Source organism: Nitrobacter vulgaris (genome assembly GCF_002028545.1).
Taxonomy (GTDB): domain Bacteria; phylum Pseudomonadota; class Alphaproteobacteria; order Rhizobiales; family Xanthobacteraceae; genus Nitrobacter; species Nitrobacter vulgaris.
Genome location: NZ_MWPQ01000004.1, coordinates 15,391 through 40,761 on the forward strand (window position 1 = coordinate 15,391; position 25,371 = coordinate 40,761).

Annotated in this window: 23 protein-coding genes, 1 tRNA gene and 1 pseudogene; 16 read left to right on the forward strand and 9 right to left on the reverse strand. The window is 57.6% G+C overall.

Features of this window, described 5'->3' with window-relative positions; all coding sequences use genetic code 11:
• Positions 1-37 precede the first annotated feature (37 nt).
• The 3 genes from hisD to B2M20_RS01405 all read left to right on the forward strand — a co-directional run bounded on the left by hisD (position 38) and on the right by B2M20_RS01405 (position 2,458).
• Positions 38-1,327 carry a histidinol dehydrogenase gene (hisD, locus tag B2M20_RS01395; protein WP_079445396.1) on the forward strand — a complete coding sequence of 430 codons (1,290 nt, stop codon included), beginning with the start codon at positions 38-40 and terminating at the stop codon, positions 1,325-1,327.
• Between the two features lie 72 nt (positions 1,328-1,399).
• Positions 1,400-1,900 (forward strand): UPF0262 family protein, encoded by a 501-nt coding sequence (locus tag B2M20_RS01400; RefSeq protein ID WP_079445397.1) that lies wholly within the window; start codon positions 1,400-1,402, stop codon positions 1,898-1,900.
• 87 nt (positions 1,901-1,987) lie between these two features.
• Positions 1,988-2,458, forward strand: coding sequence for an arsenate-mycothiol transferase ArsC (locus B2M20_RS01405; RefSeq protein ID WP_079445398.1), 471 nt, complete (start codon positions 1,988-1,990; stop codon positions 2,456-2,458).
• Positions 2,459-2,583: 125 nt separating this feature from the next.
• Here the strand turns inward: B2M20_RS01405 and B2M20_RS01410 are convergent, their stop codons facing one another.
• Positions 2,584-5,496: an EAL domain-containing protein gene (locus B2M20_RS01410; protein ID WP_079445321.1), complete on the reverse strand. Its 2,913-nt coding sequence runs from the start codon at positions 5,494-5,496 to the stop codon at positions 2,584-2,586.
• Between the two features lie 230 nt (positions 5,497-5,726).
• Between B2M20_RS01410 and B2M20_RS01415 the strand changes: the two genes are divergently transcribed.
• Positions 5,727-6,086 (forward strand): cupredoxin domain-containing protein, encoded by a 360-nt coding sequence (locus B2M20_RS01415; RefSeq protein WP_079445322.1) that lies wholly within the window; start codon positions 5,727-5,729, stop codon positions 6,084-6,086.
• Between the two features lie 24 nt (positions 6,087-6,110).
• Here the strand turns inward: B2M20_RS01415 and B2M20_RS01420 are convergent, their stop codons facing one another.
• The 3 genes from B2M20_RS01420 to B2M20_RS01430 all read right to left on the reverse strand — a co-directional run bounded on the left by B2M20_RS01420 (position 6,111) and on the right by B2M20_RS01430 (position 9,549).
• Positions 6,111-7,172 carry a hypothetical protein gene (locus B2M20_RS01420; protein ID WP_087881089.1) on the reverse strand — a complete coding sequence of 354 codons (1,062 nt, stop codon included), beginning with the start codon at positions 7,170-7,172 and terminating at the stop codon, positions 6,111-6,113.
• A gap of 734 nt (positions 7,173-7,906) precedes the next feature.
• Positions 7,907-8,938: a cytochrome-c peroxidase gene (locus B2M20_RS01425; RefSeq protein ID WP_079445323.1), complete on the reverse strand. Its 1,032-nt coding sequence runs from the start codon at positions 8,936-8,938 to the stop codon at positions 7,907-7,909.
• A 317-nt stretch (positions 8,939-9,255) separates the two neighbouring features.
• Positions 9,256-9,549 (reverse strand): Imm27 family immunity protein, encoded by a 294-nt coding sequence (locus tag B2M20_RS01430; protein WP_158081480.1) that lies wholly within the window; start codon positions 9,547-9,549, stop codon positions 9,256-9,258.
• A 152-nt stretch (positions 9,550-9,701) separates the two neighbouring features.
• Between B2M20_RS01430 and B2M20_RS18865 the strand changes: the two genes are divergently transcribed.
• The 8 genes from B2M20_RS18865 (at position 9,702) to B2M20_RS01475 (ending at position 16,839) form a co-directional block, all read left to right on the forward strand.
• Positions 9,702-9,920, forward strand: a complete 219-nt coding sequence (locus B2M20_RS18865; protein ID WP_139372804.1) for a hypothetical protein — start codon at positions 9,702-9,704, stop codon at positions 9,918-9,920.
• 722 nt (positions 9,921-10,642) lie between these two features.
• Positions 10,643-10,858 carry a helix-turn-helix transcriptional regulator gene (locus tag B2M20_RS01440; RefSeq protein WP_079445326.1) on the forward strand — a complete coding sequence of 72 codons (216 nt, stop codon included), beginning with the start codon at positions 10,643-10,645 and terminating at the stop codon, positions 10,856-10,858.
• Positions 10,859-11,130: 272 nt separating this feature from the next.
• Positions 11,131-12,648: an AAA family ATPase gene (locus B2M20_RS01450; protein WP_244553376.1), complete on the forward strand. Its 1,518-nt coding sequence runs from the start codon at positions 11,131-11,133 to the stop codon at positions 12,646-12,648.
• Positions 12,649-12,915: 267 nt separating this feature from the next.
• Entirely contained in the window at positions 12,916-13,584 is a 669-nt protein-coding gene (locus B2M20_RS01455) for a hypothetical protein (protein WP_079445329.1), read from the forward strand.
• A gap of 213 nt (positions 13,585-13,797) precedes the next feature.
• Positions 13,798-14,217: a hypothetical protein gene (locus B2M20_RS01460; RefSeq protein WP_079445330.1), complete on the forward strand. Its 420-nt coding sequence runs from the start codon at positions 13,798-13,800 to the stop codon at positions 14,215-14,217.
• Position 14,218: 1 nt separating this feature from the next.
• Positions 14,219-15,526 (forward strand): phage major capsid protein, encoded by a 1,308-nt coding sequence (locus B2M20_RS01465; RefSeq protein ID WP_079445331.1) that lies wholly within the window; start codon positions 14,219-14,221, stop codon positions 15,524-15,526.
• Between the two features lie 46 nt (positions 15,527-15,572).
• The gene (locus B2M20_RS01470) at positions 15,573-16,154 is read left to right on the forward strand and encodes an HK97 family phage prohead protease (RefSeq protein WP_139372805.1); all 582 of its coding nucleotides are present in this window, start codon (positions 15,573-15,575) and stop codon (positions 16,152-16,154) included.
• 250 nt (positions 16,155-16,404) lie between these two features.
• Positions 16,405-16,839 (forward strand): hypothetical protein, encoded by a 435-nt coding sequence (locus B2M20_RS01475; protein WP_079445333.1) that lies wholly within the window; start codon positions 16,405-16,407, stop codon positions 16,837-16,839.
• 200 nt (positions 16,840-17,039) lie between these two features.
• Here B2M20_RS01475 and B2M20_RS01480 read toward each other — a convergent pair whose 3' ends face one another.
• Positions 17,040-18,341: an AAA family ATPase gene (locus tag B2M20_RS01480; RefSeq protein WP_079445334.1), complete on the reverse strand. Its 1,302-nt coding sequence runs from the start codon at positions 18,339-18,341 to the stop codon at positions 17,040-17,042.
• A gap of 78 nt (positions 18,342-18,419) precedes the next feature.
• Positions 18,420-19,193 (reverse strand): putative phage abortive infection protein, encoded by a 774-nt coding sequence (locus B2M20_RS01485; RefSeq protein ID WP_079445335.1) that lies wholly within the window; start codon positions 19,191-19,193, stop codon positions 18,420-18,422.
• A gap of 371 nt (positions 19,194-19,564) precedes the next feature.
• Here B2M20_RS01485 and B2M20_RS01490 point away from each other — a divergent pair, with 371 nt between their 5' ends.
• Both B2M20_RS01490 and B2M20_RS20055 read left to right on the forward strand, forming a co-directional pair.
• Positions 19,565-19,864: a hypothetical protein gene (locus tag B2M20_RS01490; protein ID WP_079445336.1), complete on the forward strand. Its 300-nt coding sequence runs from the start codon at positions 19,565-19,567 to the stop codon at positions 19,862-19,864.
• Positions 19,865-20,659: 795 nt separating this feature from the next.
• Positions 20,660-21,187: pseudogene (locus B2M20_RS20055) on the forward strand (tyrosine-type recombinase/integrase); the annotation flags it as partial.
• Between the two features lie 205 nt (positions 21,188-21,392).
• On the opposite strand, the gene B2M20_RS01505 reads toward B2M20_RS20055, so the two are convergent.
• The 3 genes from B2M20_RS01505 to B2M20_RS01515 form a co-directional block, all read right to left on the reverse strand.
• Positions 21,393-21,468: transfer RNA gene (locus tag B2M20_RS01505), tRNA-Phe, on the reverse strand.
• Between the two features lie 197 nt (positions 21,469-21,665).
• On the reverse strand, positions 21,666-21,848 hold the full coding sequence (gene yacG, locus B2M20_RS01510) for a DNA gyrase inhibitor YacG (protein ID WP_079445338.1): 183 nt from the start codon (positions 21,846-21,848) through the stop codon (positions 21,666-21,668).
• Entirely contained in the window at positions 21,838-22,461 is a 624-nt protein-coding gene (locus B2M20_RS01515; protein WP_079445339.1) for a Maf-like protein, read from the reverse strand. The genes yacG and B2M20_RS01515 overlap by 11 nt, the downstream gene beginning before the upstream one ends.
• A 304-nt stretch (positions 22,462-22,765) precedes the next feature.
• On the opposite strand from B2M20_RS01515, the gene B2M20_RS01520 reads away from it, so the two are divergent.
• Both B2M20_RS01520 and B2M20_RS01525 read left to right on the forward strand, forming a co-directional pair.
• Complete coding sequence (locus B2M20_RS01520) at positions 22,766-23,962, forward strand: hypothetical protein (RefSeq protein ID WP_079445340.1); 1,197 nt, start codon at positions 22,766-22,768, stop codon at positions 23,960-23,962.
• 109 nt (positions 23,963-24,071) lie between these two features.
• Positions 24,072-25,259: an acetyl-CoA C-acyltransferase gene (locus B2M20_RS01525; protein WP_079445341.1), complete on the forward strand. Its 1,188-nt coding sequence runs from the start codon at positions 24,072-24,074 to the stop codon at positions 25,257-25,259.
• Positions 25,260-25,371: the final 112 nt, after the last annotated feature.

The window sequence follows — 25,371 nt, forward strand, 5'->3', positions numbered from 1 at the left end:
GCTTGAAAACGCTATAGATCTTGCCGGAAACATTCCCATGCCGATCCGTATCGATAGCCGCAGCGCCGATTTTGCCTCGCGCTTCAGGGCGTTTCTCGCGACCAAGCGCGAGGTCTCGGCCGATATCGAGGCGGCCACTCGTGTGATCGTCGATGACGTGGCGGCACGCGGCGATGCGGCGCTGATCGAGGCGACCCGCAGGTTCGACCGGCTTTCCATTGATGCCGCAGGACTCCGCTTCACGGCCGCCGAGATCGACGCCGCCGCGGAGGCTTGCGACACGGCGACGCTGGACGCGCTGAAACTGGCGCGCGATCGGATCGAGATTTTTCATCGCCGCCAACTGCCGAAGGACGACCATTTCACCGACGCGCTCGGCGTCGAGCTCGGCTCGCGCTGGACTGCGATCGAGGCGGTCGGACTTTACGTCCCGGGCGGCTCCGCGGCGTATCCGTCGTCGGTGCTGATGAACGCGGTGCCGGCCAGGGTCGCCGGTGTCGCCCGCGTTGTCATGGTCGTGCCCTCGCCAGAGGGCAAGATCAATCCACTGGTGCTGGCGGCGGCGCGGCTTGGCGGTGTCTCCGAAATCTATCGCGTCGGCGGCGCGCAGGCGGTCGCTGCTCTCGCCTACGGCACCGCGACCATCGCGCCGGTAGCCAAAATCGTGGGACCGGGCAACGCCTATGTCGCCGCCGCGAAGCGCCAGGTATTCGGCAGGGTCGGCATCGACATGATCGCTGGTCCCTCGGAAGTTCTTGTCATCGCCGACGACACCGGTAATGCGAACTGGATCGCCGCTGACTTGCTGGCGCAGGCGGAGCACGATGCCAATGCGCAGTCGATCCTGATCACCGACAGCGAGACGCTTGCCGCCGACGTCGAGCGCGCCGTGGAGGCGCAACTTGCAACATTGCCGAGGGCGGACATCGCGCGCGCCTCATGGACCAATTACGGCGCCATCATTCTGGTAAAGAGCCTCGATGAAGCGGTGACGCTGGCGGATGCCATTGCCGCGGAGCATCTGGAGATCATGACAGTCGACCCTGAAAGCCTCGCCGCGCGGATCCGAAATGCTGGCGCGATCTTTCTCGGCCCCCACACGCCGGAGGCGATTGGCGATTATGTCGGCGGCTCCAACCATGTGCTGCCGACGGCACGCTCGGCGCGGTTCTCATCGGGCCTTGGCGTGCTTGACTTCATGAAGCGAACGTCAATCCTGAAATGCGGACCGGACCAGTTGCGGGCGCTGGGGCCGGCGGCGATGACCCTGGGCAAGGCCGAGGGCCTTGACGCCCACGCCCGCTCGGTCGGAGTGCGTCTCAACTAGTGGAGCGAATTTGACATCCGCCTCTCACCGCGCCGAAACGGGATGCGAATGTTGGAATTGGACCAGCAGGCGATGAGCCAGGACTCACCCCAGGATGATTCTCGCAATTGTATCGTGGCGGTCACGCTCGATGAGGATTCGATTGGGCGTTCCGGGCCGGATATCGAACACGAGCGGGCGATCGCGATCTACGATCTCGTCGAGAAGAACCTGTTCGCGCCGGAAGGCGCGGAAGGTGGCCCGTTCACGCTGCACATCGCGATCACCGGCAACCGCCTGATGTTCGATATCAGGCGCGAAGACGGCGCGCCGGTGGTGACGCACCTGTTGTCCCTGACCCCGTTTCGTCGGATCGTGAAAGACTACTTTATGATCTGCGATAGCTATTATCAGGCGATCCGCACCGCGACGTCGGACAAGATCGAAGCCATCGACATGGGCCGGCGCGGTGTTCACGACGAAGGTTCACGCACGCTTCAGGAGCGACTGAGCGGCAAGGTCCGCGTCGATTTCGAGACCGCGCGGCGGCTGTTCACGCTGATCTCCGTCTTGCATTGGAAGGGTGGCGCATGATCCGAATGGCGGAACATCTGTCGCTGTCGCGATACCTGCGTGATGGTTGCGCGGAGGGCGCGCGCGAAACGAAAGTGGCCTGAGCGCATGGCCGCGCCGGCGCGCGTGGACAATCCCCAGTCGGTGCTGTTCGCCTGCGCGCATAACAGCGTGCGCTCGCCGATGGCGGCGAGCCTGTTGCAGCACATGTTTCCGCGAACGCTCTATGTACGATCCGCCGGTGTCCGGACCGGTGAACTCGATCCGTTCGCCGTCGCCGTGATGGCCGAACTGGGCCAGGATATCGCGAAGCACCGGCCGATGACGTTCGAAGAAGTCGAGGACTGGGAAGGTCTCAACTTCGATCTCATCATCACGCTGTCACCGGAAGCCCATCACAAGGCGCTGGAATTGACGCGGACGATTGCAGCCGATGTCGAATACTGGCCGACGCCGGATCCCACCAGCATCGAAGGCAGCCGCGAGCAGCGTCTGCAGGCCTATCGCGACGTCTGCGACGGATTGCTGTCACGTATCCGCAAGCGCTTTGCTCGGGGCGGAACAGGACTCAAGGCCTGATTTGCGAGAACGGAACCGGTTGAGCGAAAGACCGCCGCGGTTCGAGTCAGCTTAACGTCCGCAGATCCAAGACGGCCTACCGGCCCCATATCTTCGGGAGCATCGTTTCGTTTCAAGCTACGCAATCAGCGTGAAAAGCCACTTGCAGTCGTGAGCTTGCCGAGCTTCCGGGATGAACGCGAAGTACCACGACGCCTCTCAAATTTGCGAATCACGGATGAGACTTGGGGCGCCGATACCGGTTTGCTGAGGAAAAAGCCTTGCACTTCATCGCAGCCTTCAGCGGCAGCCTGATCAAACTGGGCGATGTTCTCCACGCCTTCGGCAGTGATTTGCATGCCGAGGCTTTTTCCAAGGCTCACGATAGCGCGAACGATCAGCTTCGACCCTTCTGTCGAGGTCAAGTCATGGACGAACGATTGATCAATCTTGAGCTTATCGAAGGGAAAACTCTGCAGGTAGCTCAAAGAAGAATATCCCGTCCCGAAATCGTCAATTGCGATCCGCAAGCCAAGCGACCGGAGCTTGTGCAGGGTCGCCATGGTTTCCGTGCTATTCGTAAGAAGCACCGACTCGGTGATCTCGATCTCCAGGCGTCCGGCTGGTAGCCGCGAGTGCATCAGCGCCGATGAGAAAGCCTCGACGAGGCGCGGGCTACGGAATTGCACGGAAGAGACATTCACTGAGACCTTGATGTCGTCTGGCCAGGATGCAGCTTGTTGGCAAGCCTGATCAATCACCCATTCGCCGAGCCGAATAATGAGACCAATCTCCTCGGCCACAGGGATGAACTTTTCGGGAGACACGAGGCCGAGCTGCGGGTGACGCCACCGCAGCAGAGCTTCGAACCGGCAAATCTTTTCAAGTTTGAGATTGTAGATTGGCTGATAGACCAACTCAAACTGGCCATTCGTCATCGCGTCCCGAAGATCGAGTTCGAGAGCGCGGCGTTTCTGTAGACTTTCGTCCATCTCAGTTTCAAAGAACCGCCAGACGCCGCTACCTTCAGCCTTGGCACGATACAACGCCAAGTCTGCATTCTTCAGGAGCTTTTCGCCATTCGAGCCATCGTGAGGAGCCAGCGAGATACCGATACTACAGCCGATGACAATCCGTTGTCCGTTGAATTCATAAGACTGTCCGATGCATTCAACGATACGTCGTGCAAGTCGCTCCACATCGTTAGAGTCTCGCGTGCCTGCTTGGATGATGGCAAACTCATCGCCGCCCAAACGAGCGACGGTATCGATCTCCCGGACACAGGCGAGCAGCCTGTCGGCGACTGCACAAAGCAGCTCGTCGCCGATCGGATGTCCGAGTGTGTCGTTGACCTGTTTGAAGTTGTCGAGGTCCAAACATAGAACGCTGAATCCAGCTCCGCGTCCGGCTTGGGCAATAGCTTGTTCGATACGCTCCGCCAGCAGCAGACGATTCGGGAGGTGGGTGAGGGCATCGTGACGGGCCATAAAAGCGATCTGAGTCTCCGCCCGCTGCTGCTCGGTGACGTCTTCGCAAGTTTCCAGCCATCCGCCATCGGAGGTCGAACGGCGGTCGATACGAATAATGCGACCATCGCTTAAACTCTGAAAATAGCTTCCGATCTCCGAGCGCGATATGGACGACTCCACGAGTTCATCGAGGGTCTGACCCGCGTGATTTCCTGCCATGATGCTCAGCTTCAGAACAGATTCGAACTGCATGCCAGCGCGGACATGGCCGGAAGGAATGCGGAAAATCTCGCAGAAACGACGGTTGACGACTTGCAGGCAACCATCGTTGTCATACAGACACAAACCCTGCGACATGTTGTCGAGAGCGGCATCGAGTCTTCGGTTGGTCTCGTAGAGTTGCTCTTCCTGCCTCTTTAAGGCTGTGATGTCGCTGAAAACTACGATCTCGCCGCCTTCCTGGGTCTTGCTACGGCTGACGCGCAGCCACCGACCGTCCGGTAAACACGCTTCGCCTGTGAGGTCGTCGTTCGCGAGGAGCGCCGGGCCAGTTGAGGGAAACGCAATCTTGAATGTGTCTAGCGAGTCGAACCGGAGAAGCTCCGGTGCACTGGCAAGAAATTCGCTTGAGCGGGAGTTGGCCAGCGCGATCTTTCCGTCAGGATGAAGAAGAACGACGCCTTCGCGGGAATTTTCAAGCGCATCGGTCAAACGCGCTTGTGCGGACCTCCGCTGAGCGATTTCACGCCCAACCATATCTTTAATATTATTTCGCATCACGCTCATCGCGGCGATTAACGTACCGAGTTCGTCGGCTCCTCCCCTGGGGATGTTAACATCGAGCTCGCCCGCCGCGATGCTTCGTGCGGCTTTGGAGGCAACAGCAACCTGCCCAATAATACGGCGGCTTAACAGCCAAGTGACGAATCCGGAGAGAAGAAGCGCGATGGCGATAGCGCCGAGATTGAAATGCAAGTCACGATCAATCGCGGACAGAGCTCGTTGGCGGAACAAAAAGCCGTCGCCAGCAGTGTGGTTGATCAAAAGATCAATCTGCTGGTCAACGGTCTTCGCGTAGCCATCCAGGCGGTCGACATAGATGGCGCGGTTATTCACATCAGGTACTTTGCCGCCGTTGCTATACAGCGTGGCCCATTCACTGACTGCTTTGCGTACCTTTGTGACCGCATCAGTCGCGCCGGGGGACTGAGACCGTTCGGCGGCGATATTCAGATCGTCGTAAAAGGTACTTTCAAGCCTGGTAATTTTTTTATCAAGCTCGGTGCGCGCCTGAAGGTCGAGAATCCCCAGTCGCCGGGAGGCGACTGCGCGCATTTTAGAGAAGTCTGCGGCCGCTGCCCGTGCGTAGTTGATCGACATCAGAGATTCGTCGAATGTTTTGGCAACAAGACCGCCAGCGTGCTTGATGCTTTGCATGGCGTAGAATCCGAGAGCCGCCGTGATGGCACTCATTAACAGATAGCAAACCAGGATCTGTGTTCGGATTGTGTTACCCGCCGGTATGCAGGAGCGTATGCTTTCGTAAGCAGCGTGGAACAGCGCGCGATTTGCCCCGACTCCTGACGACATACTCGCACCCACACGATGGCTCCACTTCCGTCAGCGACCGAAGAATAAGCCCTACTTTCAGGGATAGCCCTGGCGATAAGGGCATTCGAAGGTGACATCACTCATCGGAATAGCGATATAATCTTTACGGCCGGTGTTGAGTAAAGGTACTTCTGGATTATGGTAACCAGTTAGTGCATCGAATCGTTCTAATTTACAGTTCGCGCATGAAGGTCTGACGGAGCAACGGAATGCATGTGCTCAGATGGATTTCGATCCTTCTAAGACGGAGTGATACGCATGTTTTGTTAGCAGTGTTAGGTGGTTTGCTCGCCGGCGGTGCATTAGCTGCCAGCCCTTATCAAATTTCACAGAAAAATCGTGAATTTCAGCCAGGCCATATTGCCATTAACCGCGGCGAGGCTTTGCGCTTTATCAACGACGATGGCGATCTTCTTCACCACGCTTATCTCACCTCCCCAACGTTCTCGTTCGATTCGAACGATCAGAAGCCGGGCACCTCATTCACCGTTGTCTTTCCGGTCGCGGGCAGCTTTACGGTGCGGTGCGGGATCCATCCAAAAATGAAGCTGACGGTGAAGGTGAACTGAGTTTGTTTGCTGGCCCGCCCGGGGTTACAAAACCGTCGTATTGAACAGCGCTGCGTGGCCGACGTAGTAGGCAAACAGCGTTGCGGCAAGTGCAGCGCAGAACCCGGCCGGAGCGGCGAGTGGAACACGCCGGTCGTTCTCTACCCGGCGGTCATCGGCAAGCACTGCGAACAGCACCGCAATGATGCCGGAATGCCCGATGGTGTCTATTTTTCCAAATTCCAGGCAAGCAGCGATGAACATACCGGCGAGAATTGCCGCTGCGCAGCGCCGGACCAGCGGCGTCCAGAGCAACGCAAATGCCAATACGAACTCAACGGCGCCAGCAGCACGCATATAGAACGCGGGATCAAACCCGAAAGTAATGCTCGGATGCGTGATGAAGATCGGATAACTCCACTGAGGATAGGCCCATTTTTCAACGGACGCCCACATCAGAGTCACCGCTGTCGCATAGCGCATGATATCAATCGGCTCGATCCCGAAGAACTTCTTCTGAAGTCCCCTCAAAGCAAGATATGCTGCGATGCCCAGAAAGATTGGGTAGTCCGCCAAATGGAACATTCCGTAGTCGTGTATCGCCATGCCGAACAAGATGACGATGCCGAGCGCGGAGATCGGCAAAGTCCGCCTCCACAATAGGCAAATCGCGATTGTGAACTGCAGGGGAGGGAGGAGCAGCGATTTGCTGGTCAATTCTGGCGTTAACAGGATGCCACCCAGCGTCCAAACACCGATGAAGAAAAAGAAGCAGAACGCACGCACCATTTCCTCAGTATGGAGGCGTATTCCAATGGTGACGCGATCCATTGACCGTAACATCGCTTCACCGAGAGGCGTCTTCTCGAGAAAGCAACCGGCAAGAAGTCCGACCGCGGCAATGAAGATTAGGATTTCGAAGTCCTGGCACAGCACGTTGGAGAGTTCCAGTGGCTGGCCCGCGACATCGTAAGCGCAGAACCATTTCACATGGGCGCTGGCACTGGCAGTGCTCGTCACGGCGAACAGCAAGGCGAGGAGACACCGGGCGAGGACAAGAGACGAGTTTCTCAGGACGGGGATGCTCCGCTGAAGGTAGCCGTTCATCGCGCAATCCAGGCAATTAACCAGAACGTGTTGGGAATTTATTTACTATACTGCAAATTGAATAGTTTGGAAGGCATGCCATTTAGCATGGTTAAAATTGGACAAAACCCGCGCGGAACTCGGGTTAGGGACCTACTAATTTGTAGGAGTTTCGAGGAGTCTGCGATTGGGGAACTCTGATGGCCAATCTATTCGTGTGATGAGTATGCTGTCTGCGACGCAAACTGAGCGAAGGTCGGATGAGTACCACAAGGGCGCGGGCCACAAGTCTGATCGCCGACCGAAGATCGTCTCTATCGTCAACGACATAGGATCGACTCGGCCGTCTCAAAGATTGGCGCATCATCCGGGTTGCCATCCGCTACGACGCATTCCGCGCGCATCGTCTTCTCAGCAATCTGTACTGCAGCTACAGTCGCCTTTATTTCAATCAATGAGTCCCCATTCAGCGGCGCTTCTCTTTCAAATTTTAGGTATTGGAACCACGAGATATCAATTTTTTTGACCTATCGTTTATGTAAGCGAGAGGCGGAGATTGGGATGTTTGTCCTATTGAGTGTCGCGGCTATTTTGGCCGGGGTTGTACTGGCGTGGGCTGCGGATAGACACACCGTCCATTTGGAAACACTGGAGACCTGCGCGGGTATATCGCTTTTTGCCGGCTTCGGTCTTTTAGGCGCTTTGCTATCGCATTTGGCCGCGTGATCGAACGAGGCAGATTTTTCGCGATGGATTTATTGAGTGGGTCCAGATAGCCGCGCACTAGGCGAGTCGGCGGTCAATGTTTGTAGAAATTCAATGAGCGCCTTCTTATCGGCTTCCGTCAGCGAGAGTGGTTCAATGGAAGGCGAGCGGCTAGGTCGATCGATGCCGCCTCTATTGTATAACTCGATCACGCCTTCCAAAGTCGGAATCGAGCCATCGTGCATGTAGGGTGCACGCTTCGCGACGTTGCGTAACGTCGGAGTCTTGAAGGCGTAGCGCAGCATCTCTGATTTCGGAAAAATTCGGCCCCTTCCAATATCGGCGCCGGTCGCAGTACCAATGTCCTGAAAGGATCCATCAGTGAACGATGGGCCGCTGTGGCAGTGCGAGCAATGAGCTTTGCCGTTGAACAGCGCGAACCCGCGCTTGGCTTCGGTAGAAATGGCCGTCTCGTCGCCCGCAATCCAGCGATCGAACGGTGCTTCACCGGCGACGATGGTGCGTTGGTAGATTCCCAACGCCTTCTCAATTCTGGTTCGTGTGATAGCGCCTTTCCCGAAGGCGGCGTTAAAGGCGGCAACATATCTCGGCGCGTGGCGCAAGCGTCGCACCAGTTCACGTTCTGTGATGTCCATGATCTGCGGACTCACCAATGGCTTGAAGGCCACCGACTCGAGATCCGGAAATTTTCCATCCCAGCCAAGAATATCAACGAACGCGATGTCAATTAATGTGGGCGTACGAATCTTAAGCCCCGCCGGGTCTTCGCCGACCGCCTGCGGCAAGCCGTCTGCCCATGATTTCGACGGGTCATGACATGACGCACAGGAGATCTTGCGCGATCCTGAAAGAATGGGATCGAAGAACAGCATCCTGCCAAGATCAGCCTTGGCGGGAGTGTAGGGATTGCTGTCCGGAAATGGGATCTTTGCCGGGCGTTGATAGTCGGACTTGACCTTATCAGAGATGAGGCCAGAACTATCCGTTTCTTCGGCCGCTGAAAAATTAAGCGGAACGCAGGCAAGCAACGCTGCGATAAGAAGCCCAGTCCGTCGTGTCATGTAGCACCAAGTTTGACGATAGCCTGATATACTTTCCTAATGCTTAAAGATTGATGGCAGGGTTCGGGGAAGCTAGGGCGCACGCAAGTCACATTTGAAAATCAGCTCTGTGATCCGCGAAATGTCGAGCAAGCGTCGCAGGATTTCCCCACGACTCGGCTTTGTCGCCCAGCTCGTTACCATGTTTCCCTGAGGACTTACGGCAACCGTTGCGTCATTCCCAACGTATCTGAACGTAGGAATGCGCAAAGTCCCGGCCAAACACGTTCGGAGAATCATCCTCTTCAATCGCTCATTTCGCGATTGCTAAAAACGGGCTATTTGGTCCTAAGTTTCGACGAAATTTCTGGCGCGCTTCTTCGGGCGATATCGCTCGCAAACGAGGTTGGTCCTCCACCGTGAAGTTCGCTCTGCGGATAATCGAGTTCCCAGAGCCTTCCATCATTGGGATCGCGATAGAGAGTGAGCCACCCGCTTGCATCGCGCCCGATCTCAAGAAGATGCGATTTGGTAAGCGCCACGATCCGCATGTTGACATCATCAGCGACGAGGCGGCCATCCTTCAACACCCACTGACCAATCAGCATCGTTTCATCAGGTTCGATGTTCATCATGGCACCGCCATCGCTAGACCGACCGCCGATCCCCGACTACGACGCATCTGCGCCGACTCCAATCAGGCGGGTCAACGCTCATTCTGCCGAGTCGCTGTATCCGATATGACTATTGCCCTGTCACAAGGCCGCTGCGGTCAGGGCGTGCGATGAGCCAGAAGAACAAGGCAGTCACTGTTCCGCAGATCATCACCAATGGAATTTGGACCGCCGCAGTGTTCAAAAATTTCGTCGTTAATCCCCACGAACCGTTTGATGAGTACTCGGGGAGCAGCACGTACTACATAAATCACGAGCCCCAGAAGCGCTCCGGCGGCCACGTAAACCGGCTAACCATTCCAGTCGCGCGACCTAAGAAAGATGAATAAAGGCACCCCAAAAACAACGGTGATCGGATATCCAAGCACTGCGGAGAGGCCGATTATCCACGCCGCTTCAGACAATTCTCGGAGATCAAAGCCGATTGCTTCGATGCGAAACGGTGCCGCGAGAATCGCTGCCAGCAGACGTGGCGTTATCGGGGCAACGAGGAAGCCAAGAACCGCTCTGAGCCACATCGAATTGGTCATCGCAGATCGTTTCCTACTTGGAAGGAAAAACCTGGTCGGCCCAACTCTCGTTGATGTTTGTGCTCGTCATTGCACCATTCGAGCACTCTACTAGCACCCATACCGTACGCAGCGACGGTACATCACCACGATGGGCGATACGGCCAGTTCGAACTCATTGATTTTCTTTGATGAAATGGTGCCCAGGGGCGGGCGAAGGAAGAAAAGCAAAAACCGATAGTTAGGTGAGGTGGGAAAGTCGTTTTGTTTCCCACTATTCCATAGCTTTTTGATTGCGCGTTCCCACCGACTTACGGGCGGTGGTTCGATGCCTAAAGGCGGAATCGAACTGGCCTCGCGATAGAGCTTGGTTCTCGCAGTTTGCCAGGCTGAATCTTTTTCTGCAGTTTTTGCCGCCTCGCGTCTTATCTTTGAAAACCAACGACAACCAACGCCATTGCTTGGTTTCCGGGGCCGCCGACTGGCGCTAACGGTTAGAACCCGGCCGGGGTGGAAACTCCTCCCAACTTCTGGGGGACGTTATGAACTTGCTTTCTATTAATGATGCGGCCGCACTCACCGGCCTCAGCCGCTCGACCCTCGCCAAACGCCGCTGCAACGGGAGTGGCCCGGCTTTTTTCAAGCTCGGGCGAGTCATTAAATATGACCGCGCCGATGTGGATGCCTGGATTCTGTCGCAACGTCGCAGGAGCACCTGGGCGGCGAACGAAAACGTCCGGCAGCCCAACGCCGCCTGACAACCGCCCCTTTGGGCATTCCTCCACTGGAGTACTTTCAACTTGAAAATTTTGAGCTTTCGCCACGGCCGTGGCGAGGGGCGACGCTTTGGCAATTTCGATGCTGAAGTAGCGCCAGGAATTATCATCAACCAACTTGCGCTGATTCGAAGGCCAGACGGACAATTCCGCGTCTTCGGCAATGGCAAGGGCGTGTTTCTGAAACGCCACGCCGAGCAAGAGCTAATCGAGCTTGCACTTGCGGCTTCCCAAACATGCGGGAGGCACGCCGAATGATTGCGCCTTACAAATGGATCGATCCTTCGACGCTGCCGCACCGCGGCGAGACAACCCAGAACTGGATCGCATTCGATGAGGATGTTGACCCGGAAATTATGGAACGGTGGCGCCAGCGGTATGCCGGCGCGTGTGAGGCCAATGATCTAGCGGCGGACAATGACAACGAGCTTCCCGCAGCAGCAACGCCAACCAAATCCAAACTGACAGCCGACGAGGAACGCGAGTATCTGGAGAACTTCCAGCGCGAGCAACTGCTGCCCGGCGAGCGCGGCGAGCTTGTCTTTGATGACGCTGCGTTCCGCGCACCTTCAACCGGCCCATTCTGGCACATCAAAGAAGCGATCATTGAAGGTTTCGCCGGTGATGTCTTTATGGGCGTGCTTGACGGCGCACCGAAATTGCACGTTGACGGTATCGTCGAGCCCATCACACCATCGGCACCGTTTCCCCTCGTAGATCCTTCCGAATGGCACGGGACTGTCGCGACGGAGCGGGAGTGGTTTCTGTCCGGCCTCATTCCACACCGGCAGGTGACGCTACTATCGGGCGACGGCGGTATGGGCAAGTCGCTCCTGGCGCTGCAGATCGGTGCCACGTCCGCCTTGGCGATTAAAACGCTAGGGCTAGAGCCGCGACCAGGCCGTGTTCTTTATCTCGGCGCGGAAGACGAGGCCGACGAGTTTCATCGCCGGTTAGATGACATCTGCGCGGCTCATGGCCGCGAGATTGGCGACTTGACTGACCTTCGCATTCTACCGCTCGCGGATCAGGATGCGATCCTTTCCGAACCGGACGCGAAAGGCAACATGAAGGCCACGCCTCTTTGGAAGCGTGTTGAGCGGTTCGTTAAGGATTGGCAGCCCGGCCTCATTGTGCTCGACACCGCCGCAGATCTGTATGGTGGCGATGAAATCAAGCGATCTCAGGTCCGGCACTTTGTCGGGATGTTGCGCAAGATCGCTATAGGCCACAAGTGTGCGGTGTTGCTGTTGGCTCATCCTTCTGTTGCCGGAATGACGTCGGGATCGGGCTATAGCGGCTCTACCGCGTGGAATAACAGTGTCCGTTCGCGCCTGTATCTCACGAGCGGCGAAGGCGACGCCCGAATCTTGAAAACAGTAAAATCGAATTACGGAAAAAAGGGCGGCGAACTCCACTTGGAATGGCGGGAGGGTGTGTTTGTGACCCACGATCCCACTGAGCCGACGATCGCGGATGGATTGATTGCAAGTCACGACGACAAGAAGTTTCTAGCCGTCCTATCGAAACTCAATCGGAACGGTATGCGACCAAGTCCGAATAAGTCGCCATCCTTCGCACCGAAAATGATCGCGAAGCACCCCGACGGGAAGGGCACGAAGACTCAGGCAATGGAGCAGGCGATGCACCGCTTGCTGGACGCTGGCAAGATCAAGGTGGTGCAGGAAGGTCCGCCCTCGCGCCGATATGCTCGGTTGATCGTCTCCGCGGAGGACTTCGGGGGAGTGGATGACGATGCGGATAGCGGGTGACTTCGCACACCTTCGCATCAGATTCGCACCACTTCGCACGCCTTCGCATGGTTCGCTAAACCGTTGAAATCATGAATGTTCGCATATCGCCTTCGCACCCTTCGCATGGTGTCGCAAGTTCTTGATTTCATTGACTTCGCACGCCTTCGCATGGGTGTTCGCACACCCCCCATACCCCTAGCGCCCTTCTGGCGCGCTCCTGAGGAGCGCGCCTAAGGGCAGAGAGAAAAAGGGCCGCGCTGCCGGCCACTAACGAGGACCATCACGATGAACTACGCCAACGACAATAGCCCGCGAACCCCCGCTGAACACCGCGCCATGGTTGCCGAGCAATCCACGACGGGCGAGCGCACTTATCAATCCGGCTCGTGGCCGCAGGGCAACCGCCTCCACAAGGCCGGTAATATCCGCCTTCTAGGAGGGCTCGCGAGTTGGCAACTTCTCAACAGTATGCCACGCCTAGCCGCCGCGAACGATAATCAGTCCGTCAACGCAGCCTGCACCGAGATCACAGAGCGTGACGTCGTGGACGCCGACACCATCATGGCCGCGGTTGAAGCGGAGAAGAAGGAGCCTGGAAAACACTACCGCGAAGACACGCAGGAAATCTTCGTTGTCTCTAAACGAGACGAGGAGGGCCAGCCGATCAAAGGCGAGTGGCGGTCAATCGCTGGCGTCAGTTTCTCCAGCCGGCGCCATTCAGGGGCGAAACCGGATTGGAGCGTCGATGACGTTTCGGAAGAAGACAAACGGCTCCATGCGATCGACTGCGAGCGCATTCGCGAAAAGCTTGGGGCCGCTGTCTGCACGTTGCTTGACCTTGCAGCAAGTGGAGCCACCACGACGGAGATTGCGGACAGCCTTAGTGTGAGCCGTGCCAAGGCTGAGAAGTATGTCGACGCGGTGATTGAAAAATATTTGAGCGTCGCGGCCTAAAACTGAAAAATTCCTGCCTCCCGCACCTATAAGGTATAGGGCTTCATAACCCTCGTTCCTCGTTAAAAACTTCGCGCGGTTCGATCCCGCGCATTCCTTTTCTCGCTCGTCCTCGGAAGTACAGGCGAGCACCCTTTCCCGGCTAATGGCCGACGCTCGCGCACTGCGCGATTTTTTAAAACCCAACACTCCCAACACCTAAGGAGACAATCAATGACCGGACCTCCGGTGAAGATCGGAATCGATGCGCCTGCATGGCTCACCGAGCCGGCCTTCACCCTGAAGGAAATTGCAGCCCTGACGGGCGCACCGCCGAACACCGTAAGCTACTGGTCGACCTTAGCCGCCGCGGCTGGCTACGAACTTTCGGTGAAACCTGGCCCGCGCCGATTGCTGTCGGCGCATGGGGCATACGTGGTTTCGGTGTTGCGACACATTTCTGCCGCCCACGTCACATTGACAGCATCCCTCGTCAAATCAGTGTTGCAGATCACGTTTCACCAGGGACGTCCTGTCCTACCGAACCTGTTTGACCAACTTCATCTCCACGACGGGCCAGTCGTAATCGAGGTCGAGCTCTCGCAGATATGGCTCAAACTCGAGCCGCAACTTTCCCATTTCAGGAGCTACTAAATTGAACATCCAAACCCTTATCCGCCGCGCGCAGAAACTCGCGGACTCGATCACACCCGACATGGCTGAGGCCGACGTTGCAGAGATTGAGGCTCGCCACGCTGAACTTCTCGAACAAATCGATTTCGAACGCAATTTTCAGCCTGAGGAGAAGCGTCTCGGCATTCCATCGAAAGGAAGCAACGCTAAACGTCGGACCGCGCTGCTTGACGCGTTGGTTGAAGCTAAGGCTCCCGCCACTCATAGCACTGTGGCCGCGCACGCGACATCGCACGATCGCCGCTCTGCTATTACGTCGGCGTTGATTGCTCGCGCAGTGCCGGGCCAGCAGCTGCTTTCGGGAGCGGAAAGGTATGCGGGCCTCAGTCTCCCCGAGATTGCGCGGACGCTGTTGTCTGAGCATCAACGCGCCGAAGGGCTGTCGCCCGCCGAAGCCCTGACTCGCGGATTCGCTACGACGTCGGATTTCCCGATTATCATGGGCAATGTTGCGAATGCCGTCCTGCGCGCAGGCTATGAGGCAGCACCGGCCGCGATTAAAGCAATTGCCCGACAGTCGACGGCGCGCAACTTCAAAGCGAAATCGTCGATTCAACTTTCAGCCGGTCCGAAGCTTGAACTGGTGAATGAACACGGAGAGTTCAAACGCGGTTCGCTCGTTGAAGGAGCTGAAAGCTACCGGGTAGCTACGTTTGGAAAAGTCTTCGCTATTACCCGTCAAGCCCTCGTGAATGACGATCTTGGCGCGTTCGATGCGATCGGGAGGGTTCTGGGCGCTGCGTCGGCTGAGTTCGAGGCGGACTTTCTCGTGAAGCTTCTCGAAGCAAACCCCGTGATGTCGGATACCAAAGCGGTCTTCCACGCGAACCATGGCAACTTGCTGACTGCAGCCGCGCTTTCCGTTGACGCGCTTTCCGCTGCGCGGCTCGCGTTACGGACGCAGCGAGGACTCGCAGGCGAACCGATTGCCGTGGCGCCGAAGTTTCTTGTCGTGCCCGCAGCGCTTGAGACAAAGGCCGAGCAGGTTCTCGCAACGCTTGCGGCTGCAACGGTTGATGAGGTGAACCCGTTCGCGCAGCGTCTTTCCCTGATCGTCGAGCCCCGGTTGACTGACGTTAAGGCGTGGTTCATCGCAGCCGATCCAGCCGCTGTGCCGTCGATAGAATACTCGTACCTGGAGGGCGCGTCCGGCCCGCAGCTAGAAACTCGCCATGGCTTCGACATCGATGGCCTCGAAACTCGCGTTCGTTTGGATTTCGGCGCGGGCTTCCTTGATCATCGCGGCATCGTTAAAAATCCGGGCGTGTAGCGCTTCAAGGGCGGGCTTCGGCCCGCCCGCTCCTATGAGGACTGTCGTGCAAACTCGAACTGAAACACTTCGCAGAAACACTGCCGACCCGGCCGCGCGCACGGTCGAAGTGGTTTGGACTACCGGCGCTCCAGTGCGTCGTTACCATATTGATGGCTATGACGTCGTGCCTTACGAGGAGCGCCTGATTGTCTCGGATAAGGCGATCGATTTATCACGCTTGAATGCGGGCGCACCTGTACTTGATGGACACCGCGCTGGAGGCGTCTCTGATCAGCTTGCAGTCGTCGAGCGGGCATGGATTGCCGGCGGCAGTGGCATCGCATTGTTGCGCTTCCCAGATGCTGGGACCAGTGCTCGGGCTGACGAGGTGTTCGCGCTCATAGAGCAGGGGATCGTGCGCAACGTTAGCGTTGGTTATAGTCAGGATGATTGGAAAGACGAGTCCGCTACCGGAGCCGATGATGTTGCGGTACGAACAGTGACGCGCTGGGTGCCGCATGAGCTTAGCCTCGTGACAATTCCAGCTGACGCAGGAGCCCAGGTGCGCAGTGGGGTGGCAGTGCGTGGCATGGTGGCGCGGCGGGGGGCGCTACGGCAGGCGCTGGCACAAAGGCTGGCCCACTGACCCCCTCCGTTAGTTTCCCCCTGAACCCCCACCACCTATGCGGGTACGCGTAACCCCGGATTTTCGCTCGTTGCAATTTTTTTCGTGGGCCGCTTCCTTCCTATTGGGACTATTGATGATTTTGAAGACCGAACGATTTCTTCGGTAGGACAAGCATTCGCGCTCGTTCTGCGCACGCAGCACGCATCCGTAGAATAGGAAATCGACTGTGGCTTCCGGCCTTGCAGAGGCCGCGGGTTATCGAAAGCGAATGGCTGAGACGGTGAAGGAGGACGCGGTGGAAGAAATATTTGACCGGAAAGAAGTCCGGGAATCGCTGCGGTTTCTCAACGTCAAGGCGTTGCATCCACCGGGCGGCATAGGAACGCTCGCCACGTTTGAAGTTGAGCTTGCCGACTTGCTTCGCATGAGAGGGTGCCGCCTGCGACGCAAGTCTGACGGATCACTCGCTCTTAATGCGGGGCTTTTGGAGGGCGGTGGTGGCTTCGCCTTCGATCTGCGACCGTGGCTGCGTCGGGCCATAGTCGGCGGCGCGGTTGAAGCCCTGCGTGGGAAATTGCAAAAAGATCTGGTGGCTTTGGAGAAGGATACGGCCAGGGCGGAAGAGGCCGACGTCCCGGCGTATGTCGCTGGCTTGGACGTGGCGGCTTTGCCGGAACAGCTGATGAGGGCGGTGCGGGCTTAGATGCGACGCACAAAAAGGTCGGCCAGACGGAGGCTACAGCGGACCAAAGTGAGTTCGGGAATCACAGGAGGCGGTACAACCCGTTCCGGGGGTTCCAATGCGCCTGGAGGAGGATTGTTCCGTCCAGAGAAGAGGAGAGTGCCCGCTTTGTTCTCTTTCACTAGCCTTCACTAGCGTTTTTTAGCTTTCACTAGCGTTTATTAGTGCCCACTAGCCGCATTCTGTGTGCTGGAAAGAACATTGACTGCCGTTTGGGTATCGCCTTGAGACAGCGCGGGCTCTGCCTTTTTCTGAGATTCTCTAGCCTTTATCCATACAGCGAATGACCGCGTTGGGAGGCGGTATTCACCTCGTACCCTAGGATTGAGTAGGATTATCTTCCGATCTCTCAAGGCGGTGAGAGCGTTATTGACTATCGATGGTTTCACACCAGATCGATTAATAATCGTCTGGCGCCCGACCCAATCGTCCATGTGGTCAGCCATCGCGATGAGTACGCGACGATAGTCTTCAGATCCAATTTTATCGATATAGATGTCAGCAAAATATTTTTTTCCAAGCTGATTCAGGGCTCCGTGTTCACTGAAGGTACCCTGAAGAACGTCTTCGATATTGATTCTATTGTCGGTATCTGTCGCGAAAGAGCAATGGGCAAATTCTTGTAGGAAGTGCGGATACCCCTCCGATAGGTTTGCGATCAGTTGCTTGGCTTGTAGATCGATGGTGGTTGGCGGTACGTTTTTTGCGTTTGCTTGATTCAAGCCCTGGTCAATTACAGTCATCCGTTCGGAAAATTCTAACGGTTTTAGCTCAAGGATGTTGAAAATCCTTAGTGATGATTCGTGAGACTCCTTAAGTTTCTGCAAGAGGTCGGGGAGACCGCTGAGACCGATGCAAACTTTCTCGCAACGTCGCCGGGAAAGGCGCTCGGTGAGTAGTTTGCATAGCTGTCCTAGGTGAGCGTCGCTGGTTGGTCGGTCCGCCTCATCTATTAAAATTAGAACGCCCTCGATGGCGCCGGCGGACTCCTCAATTAAGTTTACGAGGACCTCTGTAAGTTCATCCAGCCTCCGGCCGTCGTTCGATAAAGGTATTGGGTGACCATATTTTACACCCGATATTTCGAAACGACTGAGAAAGTCCCAAGCTTTTTTGCAGCTTTCCACTAGGGGCTGCCTTGTTGAAATTTGGCGCTTTAGTTCCGTAAGAATCTCGTCGACGATATCATCATAGGCCATCGCACCGTGAAGTTCGATGTTCACCACAACAAAGGTGAGTCGGTTTACTCCATCATAAGTTCTGTCTCCCTTAGCCAGATAGTCGACCCACAGACAAAGCGACGATTTCCCAATCCCGCGCTCCCCTTCAATTATGAAGTGTTGGGGATTTCCATCGCGAGTTTGCAAAAGAGATTGTTCGACGACCTGGATTTCCTCCGTTCTGCCCACAAACATGCCGGGTGATATAACGCTTCCGGGACGAAACGGATTTAATTTAGGCATTTATCCACCAAGTGTGTCGCGGTTAAAAAGCGGAGCTGCAACGAAGGTTGTACATCCGAGAGACGATGGAGCGCTATCTCATTTGTTCGGCCGACCTTCGAATGCAGGTGGCTGATAATATTGCCCAAATACGCCCCGTAGATCGGGGTCATTGAGGTATTTCAGAAGTCGAAATTCTTCGACGTATTTTGCAAAATCATTCGAACCGTCCGTCAGCCCGTTCCATCCGACTATACCGATTTCATATGTGGACAACTGGCCTCTTAGAAGATTCCCGTAACGTACTTTCTCAGCTGAGGTGAGAATTTTATCTTCGGATACCCGTTGAAGCATACTGTACATAACGCGAAAGTAGGGACCTAGTGTGTTGCTGCCGTCGAATTGGCAGGTCTGATCGTACCAGTTGGCCCACTGCTCCTTCTCGACCTTTCGTTGTGGTGCTATTTGCTTCGCCATGACGTGCATCGCATTGTAGATTTTGATTATTGCAGCCTCACCACGAACGTCTGGTTGGTATGCTCCAGGTTGGAAAATTACAGCTTGCTTTCGCAGTTCGCGGAGTAGAGCGAGCAACTCAAAATAAGATGCCTCGAAACGCTGGCGGTGCAATTCGTCGCTCTGCGATTTGAGGCTAAACAGTACCGCAATAAATGCGCCTGCCGCGAACAGAGCATTCAACACACCGAAGCTGTCACCAAACTCACCGATGCTGTGTACATCCCATGTGATTGTCGCGCGCACCATCACATAGATGACCCATCCGCCGAAAATAATTCCTACGGAAAACATTAATACATTGATCGTCGTTCTGCTCATCCAGCTCACCAGAGATAGACTGATCAGGTCAGTCATTTTTAGTCGCGTATTCTGCCGCTTCGCCAATGGTGCGAATGGTGCTGCCGTCTGGCATCGGGATAGGATTGTCGAAGCGGCGGGACCAGTTGGTCATTTTGTTTTGGTCTTTAGTGCTTTTCTTATTAGCTTCCGCACCGCTTCCGGCCTTGTCGGCGCGTCGTCTTGCTCGTCTCGCCAAGCATCTACCGCAGCCAAATCGTCAGGCTGCAGCCGCACTTGAATTTGAGTGCCTGTTTCGGGTGAGCGCCGCCATCGTGGCGTCGTGGTACCACTGCTTGCTTTCTTCATTTCGGTGTGATACCACAAGGACAGACCGGAAGGAAGTTGGAGCTTCCTACCGGCCCTAACCCGAACCAGAGGGGCCGCCAATGGCACAGGCTACCGACACGGATACCACACCCACCACCACTACTGACAATCGCCCGGCATTTAACGACGTGACCTGCGAGCTCGGCGTTGGGATCGAGTTACTGATTTCCCACCTTGATAAGGCCTTCAATGCCGGATTTGAGCTGGATATGAAGGTTGGCTCGGACGTTATGGACGCCATTATCGCGGCACAATGGATCGCGAAGCGCCTCGACGAGGACATCCACAAGTTGGGATTCGAATTTGACGGGACCCGCTGCGACCAGGATGAGACCATGTTTGCGCAAGCAGCGGAGTAACCCACCATCGACTCGACACCCATAGGGTGCCGGCTCACCTGCGCGGTCCGCCCAGCAACTGAGCGGCGGGCCGCACGTCTACCGGTGGCAGCACCTGTTATAATGGGGGCTTGCAACTACGCCGCCCTTTACCAGAGCCAAGCCATGACCACACCTCACGCCAACGACAATCAACGCGGGGGAATCATTCCTCGCGGTCTCCGAAGGGCGGATGCGGCGGCGTACATTTGCATTTCACCTTCGCTGTTTGATGAAATGGTTAGGGATGGCAGGATGCCGGGGCCGCGGATGATCAACAGCCGGACTGTCTGGGATCGATTCGAACTCGATGAAGCATTTGATGCGTTGCCCCGCAAAGAGGCTGCGAACCCGTGGGATGCGTAGGTGCCACGACCGAACCCTCCACGCCTGACGAAAGACATCGACCGGCACGGTAATATCCGATGGTACGTTCGCACGCTCGAAGGGCCAAAGGTTCGGCTGCGCGATGAATATGGCACGCCCGCCTTCTGGCAGGCATACCGTGACGCGATGGCCGGCAACATCAAGCCGCCACCGCCAAGCACTCGCATTGAACGCAAGCCGTTCAACAGGGACTCGCTCGCGTGGCTATGCTCGCAGTATTATACCTCCGCCGAATACAAGCAGTTGAATGAGCGAACCCGATACGTTCGGCGCGCGACTCTTGATCACATCTGCGCGGCGGATGGCGAAAAACCATACAAGTTGCTTTTGCCGAAGCATATCAGAGCGCGTCGCGATGCGCGTGCAGATCGTCCCGAGTCGGCGAACGGCATGATCAAGGCGCTGAGGCAGGTTTTCGCCTTTGCCATTGAGAATGATTACGTCGCTTCGAACCCGGCGAAAGCCGTGCCATATCTCAAGGCGAATGGTGACGGACACCACACCTGGACGTTGGAAGAGGTCGAGCGCTTCGAGAAGAAGCATCCTATTGGCACCACGGCACGCCTCGCGCTCGCGCTGGGGCTTTACACCGGCCAGCGGAAATCAGATGCCGTGCTGCTCGGGCCAAAACACGTCAAGGATGGTTGGCTTCACTTCACGCAATTCAAGGGCCGGGAGCGGAAGCCGATCACGCTCGACATCCCCGTGGTCGACGAGTTGCAGGCAATCATTGACGCCACCGCGTGCGGAAAGGAGACCTTCCTTCTGAACGGCCTCGGTAGATCCTTCACCGCCAACGGATTCGGCAATTGGTTTCACGATCGCTGTGTCGAGGCCGGCGTTCCCGGCCGCTTTCATGGACTGCGAAAGGCCGCCGCAACCCGCCTCGCCGAGCTTGGCTCCAGCGAGCGTGAGATCATGTCGATCACCGGCCACACCACCTCGAAGGAAGTCATGCGATACACCCGGGCGGCGCGGCAGAAGGTGCTCGCCGCTTCGGCAATGGCGCGACTCAATCCCAAGTCAGAAATAGCCGTGACTTTCCCACCGGAATCCGGCCAGAAAGGTGGTGGGAAGAAACCACCAACTAACACATTGAAAAATAAGGATATAGACAAACTGATGGTGCCCAGGGGCGGGATCGAACCACCGACACTGCGATTTTCAGTCGCATGCTCTACCAACTGAGCTACCTGGGCGTCGTCCGACTACAGCCGGGCGCGCCGGTTTATAGTCAGGCCCGATGGCCGTGTCCACCCGTCCGCCAAATTGGCGTCGCTAGGCGTTCAAGGCTTTGACCGGAGATCAACCCCGAAAGCCGCCGGACCCCGGCGTTCACTCTCACAGAAGCGCACGGGAGCCGGCAAAACCAATCCGTCTCGCTGAGACCGGACACCTATTCCTCATCCTCGCCGTCGGACTTGTTGACCGGAATAACGTAAGAACCGGACAGCCAGCGGTTCAGATCCACGTCGCGGCAGCGTTCCGAGCAAAACGGACGCGAAGCCTTAACCGATGGCTTGCCGCAGATCGGGCACGGCTTCTCCGGCCGTGCGGGGGCCGGTTTCCTAACCGGCATTCAACCAGCCGGCGCGGATCGGAAATTCCTCGCCGCCGAGTAGCGCAATCGACTCGTTGAGTGGCAATCCGACCACATTGGTATAGGAGCCCACCAGCTTGACCACGAACGAACCGGCGATGCCCTGAACCGCGTAGCCGCCTGCCTTGCCTCGCCATTCGCCGGAGCCGATGTAGGCTCGAATGTCTTCCTCGGTCAGCCGTTTGAAGCGAACACGCGTTTCGACCAGCCGCTGACGAAAGTTTTCCTTCGGCGTCACGAGGCATACCGCGGTGTAGACGCGATGATTGCGGCCCGAGAGCAGCCGCAGGCACTGGGAGGCCTCATCGACCAGGTCGGCCTTGGGCAGGATGCGGCGGCCGACTGCGACAACGGTATCGGCAGCCAGAATGAACGAGCCGCGCAGTTCGTCGTCGAGCTGCAACGCTCTCAGGGCTGCATCAGCCTTGGCGCGAGCAAGGCGATTGGCGCAGGCGCGCGGAAGCTCCCCTTTCGTCGGTGTCTCGTCAATGTCGACAGGCCGCAGCGCGTCGGGTTCGATGCCTGCCTGGTTGAGGAGGCTAAGCCGTCGCGGCGAACCGGAGGCGAGTACGAGTTTGGGGCGGCCTGACATGCGGTTTCGTGTCTATAGCGTTTTCGAGCGAAGTGGAATCCGGTTCGCGTGAAGAAAACGCGTCAAATCCGGTTTTCGGACAAGATCATGTTCGGTTGAAGAAAATATAGCAGAGCTTGATTCAACGCAGTTGAATTCGGACTCTTAAGGGCAGGGATCGAGTGCGGGGAAGCTATCGGAACGCGCCCGGTTCCACAACCGTGACCGCAACGATGCCCGTTCTCCAAGCCCTTTTGAGGGCGTTCCGGCGGCGGCTGGGGTGATTGGCGGCTGACATCTGTCGAGGGGTTGCTACACAGGAGCGATGCGGAGCCGAGTGATTCGTCGTTGTCACCAGATCGTCGTGGGCGCATTGCTGCTTGCGCCGCTCGCTGACGTTTCCGAGGGCGCGGCCGCTCCCGCGACGCCAGCCGACGCGATGGCGCAGGCTGCGGCCCCGGCCGCAATTGCGGATTACCGCCGCAAGCTGAACGCGTATCAGGAGGCCCGCGCTGCTTTCGAGCAGGAGGCGGGCGCCTATTGGAACGCGATTGCTGACAAGAGGCGTATTCGCAGTGCCAAGCGACGCAGCCACCAGTCGATCACGCTTGACGACTACGTGCTGGCCCGGCCTCCGCTCTACGAGGGACCGCACCGCCCGATCAACCCGGAGCCGGAAGAGGGGCCTGCGCCGCGGCAGCGCAAACACATTCCCGTTGTCGCCGATTTCCTGAAGGCTGCGGCGGAGCAGTTCCAGTTCGCGCCGCAGCGGCCTAGAACCGAAATCGATTTCAAGCGCGCCTATGCGCGGGTGGCGCAAGCCTACGGCCTGACGAAGGAGCAGGCGGTTCGGGTCTATTCGTTCGAGACCGGCGGCAACGGCAATCACGACATGCAATCGGGTCTCAGCACGTCCCGACCGGGATCCCGCGCGATCTCCACCGCGATTGGCTATAACCAGTTGCTCACCACCAACAGCGTCGAACTTCTCGCCGAGCAAGGCGATGACATCCTGCGCGCGCTTGGGGAGAAAGCGGCGCGATTGTCAGGACCGCAGCGCGCCGCGATGGAGCGCAAGATCGCGGCGATCAAGCGGATGGTAGCCTACGCACACTCGATGCCCGATACCTGGAGCGCGCACGAGAAGCTTGCCGACACGCCGAAAGGCTGGGCGATCCATGCGCTGGTGCTGGATATCGATGTCGGTCCGCTGTTGCAGACCCACAAGCTCCTGACCTCGATCATTTTCGCACGCAACAAGGGCTACGCTCGTCCGCTGACCGCCGCCGAACTGGAGATGATGAATCTCACCGGTGACGGCACCGGCCTCGACATGGTGACGATGCCGCCGGCGATGCGAGAACGCGTCCCGACAGCGAATTTTTTCCAGCGTCAGGGCTACGAACGCAATCCGGTGGCGATCCGTCACGACACGGTGGCGAAGCTGCTCGCGGTCACCGACGCCCGGATGGACAGCAACAGCGCGAAGCCGGGTGCGCGGGATCTGGCGGCGGCGTTCTGACGGAGTCTCCGAACGCAGAATGTCCCCGGGATTGATCTGAGGATGGATTCTAGTTCGCGTTGAAGAAAACGAGAGATCAAATGACCCAAATTTTGCCAGGGGACCGCCGATGACCGAAGCCGTGATTGTTTCCACCGCCCGCACGCCGATCGGCAAGGCTTATCGGGGCGCTCTCAACGCCACTGAAGGAGCGACCCTGCTCGGCCATGCCATCGGAGAAGCCGTTGCCCGCGCCGGGGTTGATCCGAAAGAGATCGAGGATGTGGTGATGGGTGTCGCCATGCAGCAGGGCGCCACCGGCGGCAATATCGCCCGCAAGGCGCTGCTTCGCGCCGGGCTCCCCGTAACCGTGGCCGGCACCACCATAGACCGCCAATGCGCCTCGGGCCTTCAGGCGATCGCTCTCGCCGCGCGCTCGGTCCTGTTCGACGGCGTCGGAATCGCGGTCGGCGGCGGCGGCGAATCGATCAGTCTGGTGCAGAACGAGCACGCCAACACCTTCCACGCGCAAGATCCCGCGCTTCTCGAGATCAAAAGCGAAGTCTACATGCCCATGATCGACACCGCGGAAGTGGTGGCGAAGCGCTACGGCATCTCGCGCGAGGCGCAGGATGAATACGCGCTGGAAAGCCAGCGCCGCACGGCGGCCGCGCAACAGGTCGGCAGATTCAAGGACGAGCTGGCGCCGATCTCCACAAGAATGGCGATCGTCGACAAGCAGACCAAAGAGGTCACGTTCAAGGACGTGACGCTGTCGCAGGACGAAGGTCCGCGTCCTGATACGACCGCTGAAGGTCTCGCCGGGCTTAAGCCGGTCCGTGGCGAGGGCTTCACTATCACAGCCGGCAACGCCAGCCAGTTATCGGATGGCGCCAGCGCTACCGTGATCATGAGCGACAAGGAGGCGTCGAGGCGCGGCCTGAAGCCGCTCGGTATCTTCCGCGGCTTCGTCGCCGCGGGCTGTGAGCCCGATGAAATGGGCATCGGGCCGGTGTTCGCGGTGCCGCGCCTGCTCAAGCGTCACGGCCTCACGGTGGAAGACATTGATCTCTGGGAGTTGAACGAGGCATTCGCGGTGCAGGTGATCTATTGCCGCGACAAGCTCGGCATCGATCCGGAGAAACTCAACGTCGACGGCGGCGCCATCGCGGTCGGCCATCCCTATGGCATGTCGGGCGCGCGCCTCGCCGGCCATGCTCTGATCGAAGGGCGCCGGCGCAAGGCCAAGTACGCCGTGGTTACCATGTGCGTTGGCGGCGGCATGGGCGCGGCAGGCCTGTTCGAGGTGCTCCCGTAAGCTTCCTTGGCGAACGCGAAGCGCGGAATCCACGCAACTGCACGGATTCCGCATCGCATTCTTTCGATTGAGCAAGATCTTGTCCGAAAGCCGGTTTCCACTTTTCGGGATC

Bases quoted from the DNA above. Each gene is read 5' to 3' on its own strand.
- hisD (WP_079445396.1), top strand. From the start codon at position 38: ATGCCGATCCGTATCGATAGCCGCAGCGCCGATTTTGCCTCGCGCTTC.
- B2M20_RS01400 (WP_079445397.1), top strand. From the start codon at position 1,400: ATGAGCCAGGACTCACCCCAGGATGATTCTCGCAATTGTATCGTGGCG.
- B2M20_RS01405 (WP_079445398.1), top strand. From the start codon at position 1,988: ATGGCCGCGCCGGCGCGCGTGGACAATCCCCAGTCGGTGCTGTTCGCC.
- B2M20_RS01410 (WP_079445321.1), bottom strand. From the start codon at position 5,496: ATGTCGTCAGGAGTCGGGGCAAATCGCGCGCTGTTCCACGCTGCTTAC.
- B2M20_RS01415 (WP_079445322.1), top strand. From the start codon at position 5,727: ATGCATGTGCTCAGATGGATTTCGATCCTTCTAAGACGGAGTGATACG.
- B2M20_RS01420 (WP_087881089.1), bottom strand. From the start codon at position 7,172: ATGAACGGCTACCTTCAGCGGAGCATCCCCGTCCTGAGAAACTCGTCT.
- B2M20_RS01425 (WP_079445323.1), bottom strand. From the start codon at position 8,938: ATGACACGACGGACTGGGCTTCTTATCGCAGCGTTGCTTGCCTGCGTT.
- B2M20_RS01430 (WP_158081480.1), bottom strand. From the start codon at position 9,549: ATGAACATCGAACCTGATGAAACGATGCTGATTGGTCAGTGGGTGTTG.
- B2M20_RS18865 (WP_139372804.1), top strand. From the start codon at position 9,702: ATGAGCCAGAAGAACAAGGCAGTCACTGTTCCGCAGATCATCACCAAT.
- B2M20_RS01440 (WP_079445326.1), top strand. From the start codon at position 10,643: ATGAACTTGCTTTCTATTAATGATGCGGCCGCACTCACCGGCCTCAGC.
- B2M20_RS01450 (WP_244553376.1), top strand. From the start codon at position 11,131: ATGATTGCGCCTTACAAATGGATCGATCCTTCGACGCTGCCGCACCGC.
- B2M20_RS01455 (WP_079445329.1), top strand. From the start codon at position 12,916: ATGAACTACGCCAACGACAATAGCCCGCGAACCCCCGCTGAACACCGC.
- B2M20_RS01460 (WP_079445330.1), top strand. From the start codon at position 13,798: ATGACCGGACCTCCGGTGAAGATCGGAATCGATGCGCCTGCATGGCTC.
- B2M20_RS01475 (WP_079445333.1), top strand. From the start codon at position 16,405: ATGGCTGAGACGGTGAAGGAGGACGCGGTGGAAGAAATATTTGACCGG.
- B2M20_RS01480 (WP_079445334.1), bottom strand. From the start codon at position 18,341: ATGCCTAAATTAAATCCGTTTCGTCCCGGAAGCGTTATATCACCCGGC.
- B2M20_RS01485 (WP_079445335.1), bottom strand. From the start codon at position 19,193: ATGACTGACCTGATCAGTCTATCTCTGGTGAGCTGGATGAGCAGAACG.
- B2M20_RS01490 (WP_079445336.1), top strand. From the start codon at position 19,565: ATGGCACAGGCTACCGACACGGATACCACACCCACCACCACTACTGAC.
- yacG (WP_079445338.1), bottom strand. From the start codon at position 21,848: ATGCCGGTTAGGAAACCGGCCCCCGCACGGCCGGAGAAGCCGTGCCCG.
- B2M20_RS01515 (WP_079445339.1), bottom strand. From the start codon at position 22,461: ATGTCAGGCCGCCCCAAACTCGTACTCGCCTCCGGTTCGCCGCGACGG.
- B2M20_RS01520 (WP_079445340.1), top strand. From the start codon at position 22,766: ATGCGGAGCCGAGTGATTCGTCGTTGTCACCAGATCGTCGTGGGCGCA.
- B2M20_RS01525 (WP_079445341.1), top strand. From the start codon at position 24,072: ATGACCGAAGCCGTGATTGTTTCCACCGCCCGCACGCCGATCGGCAAG.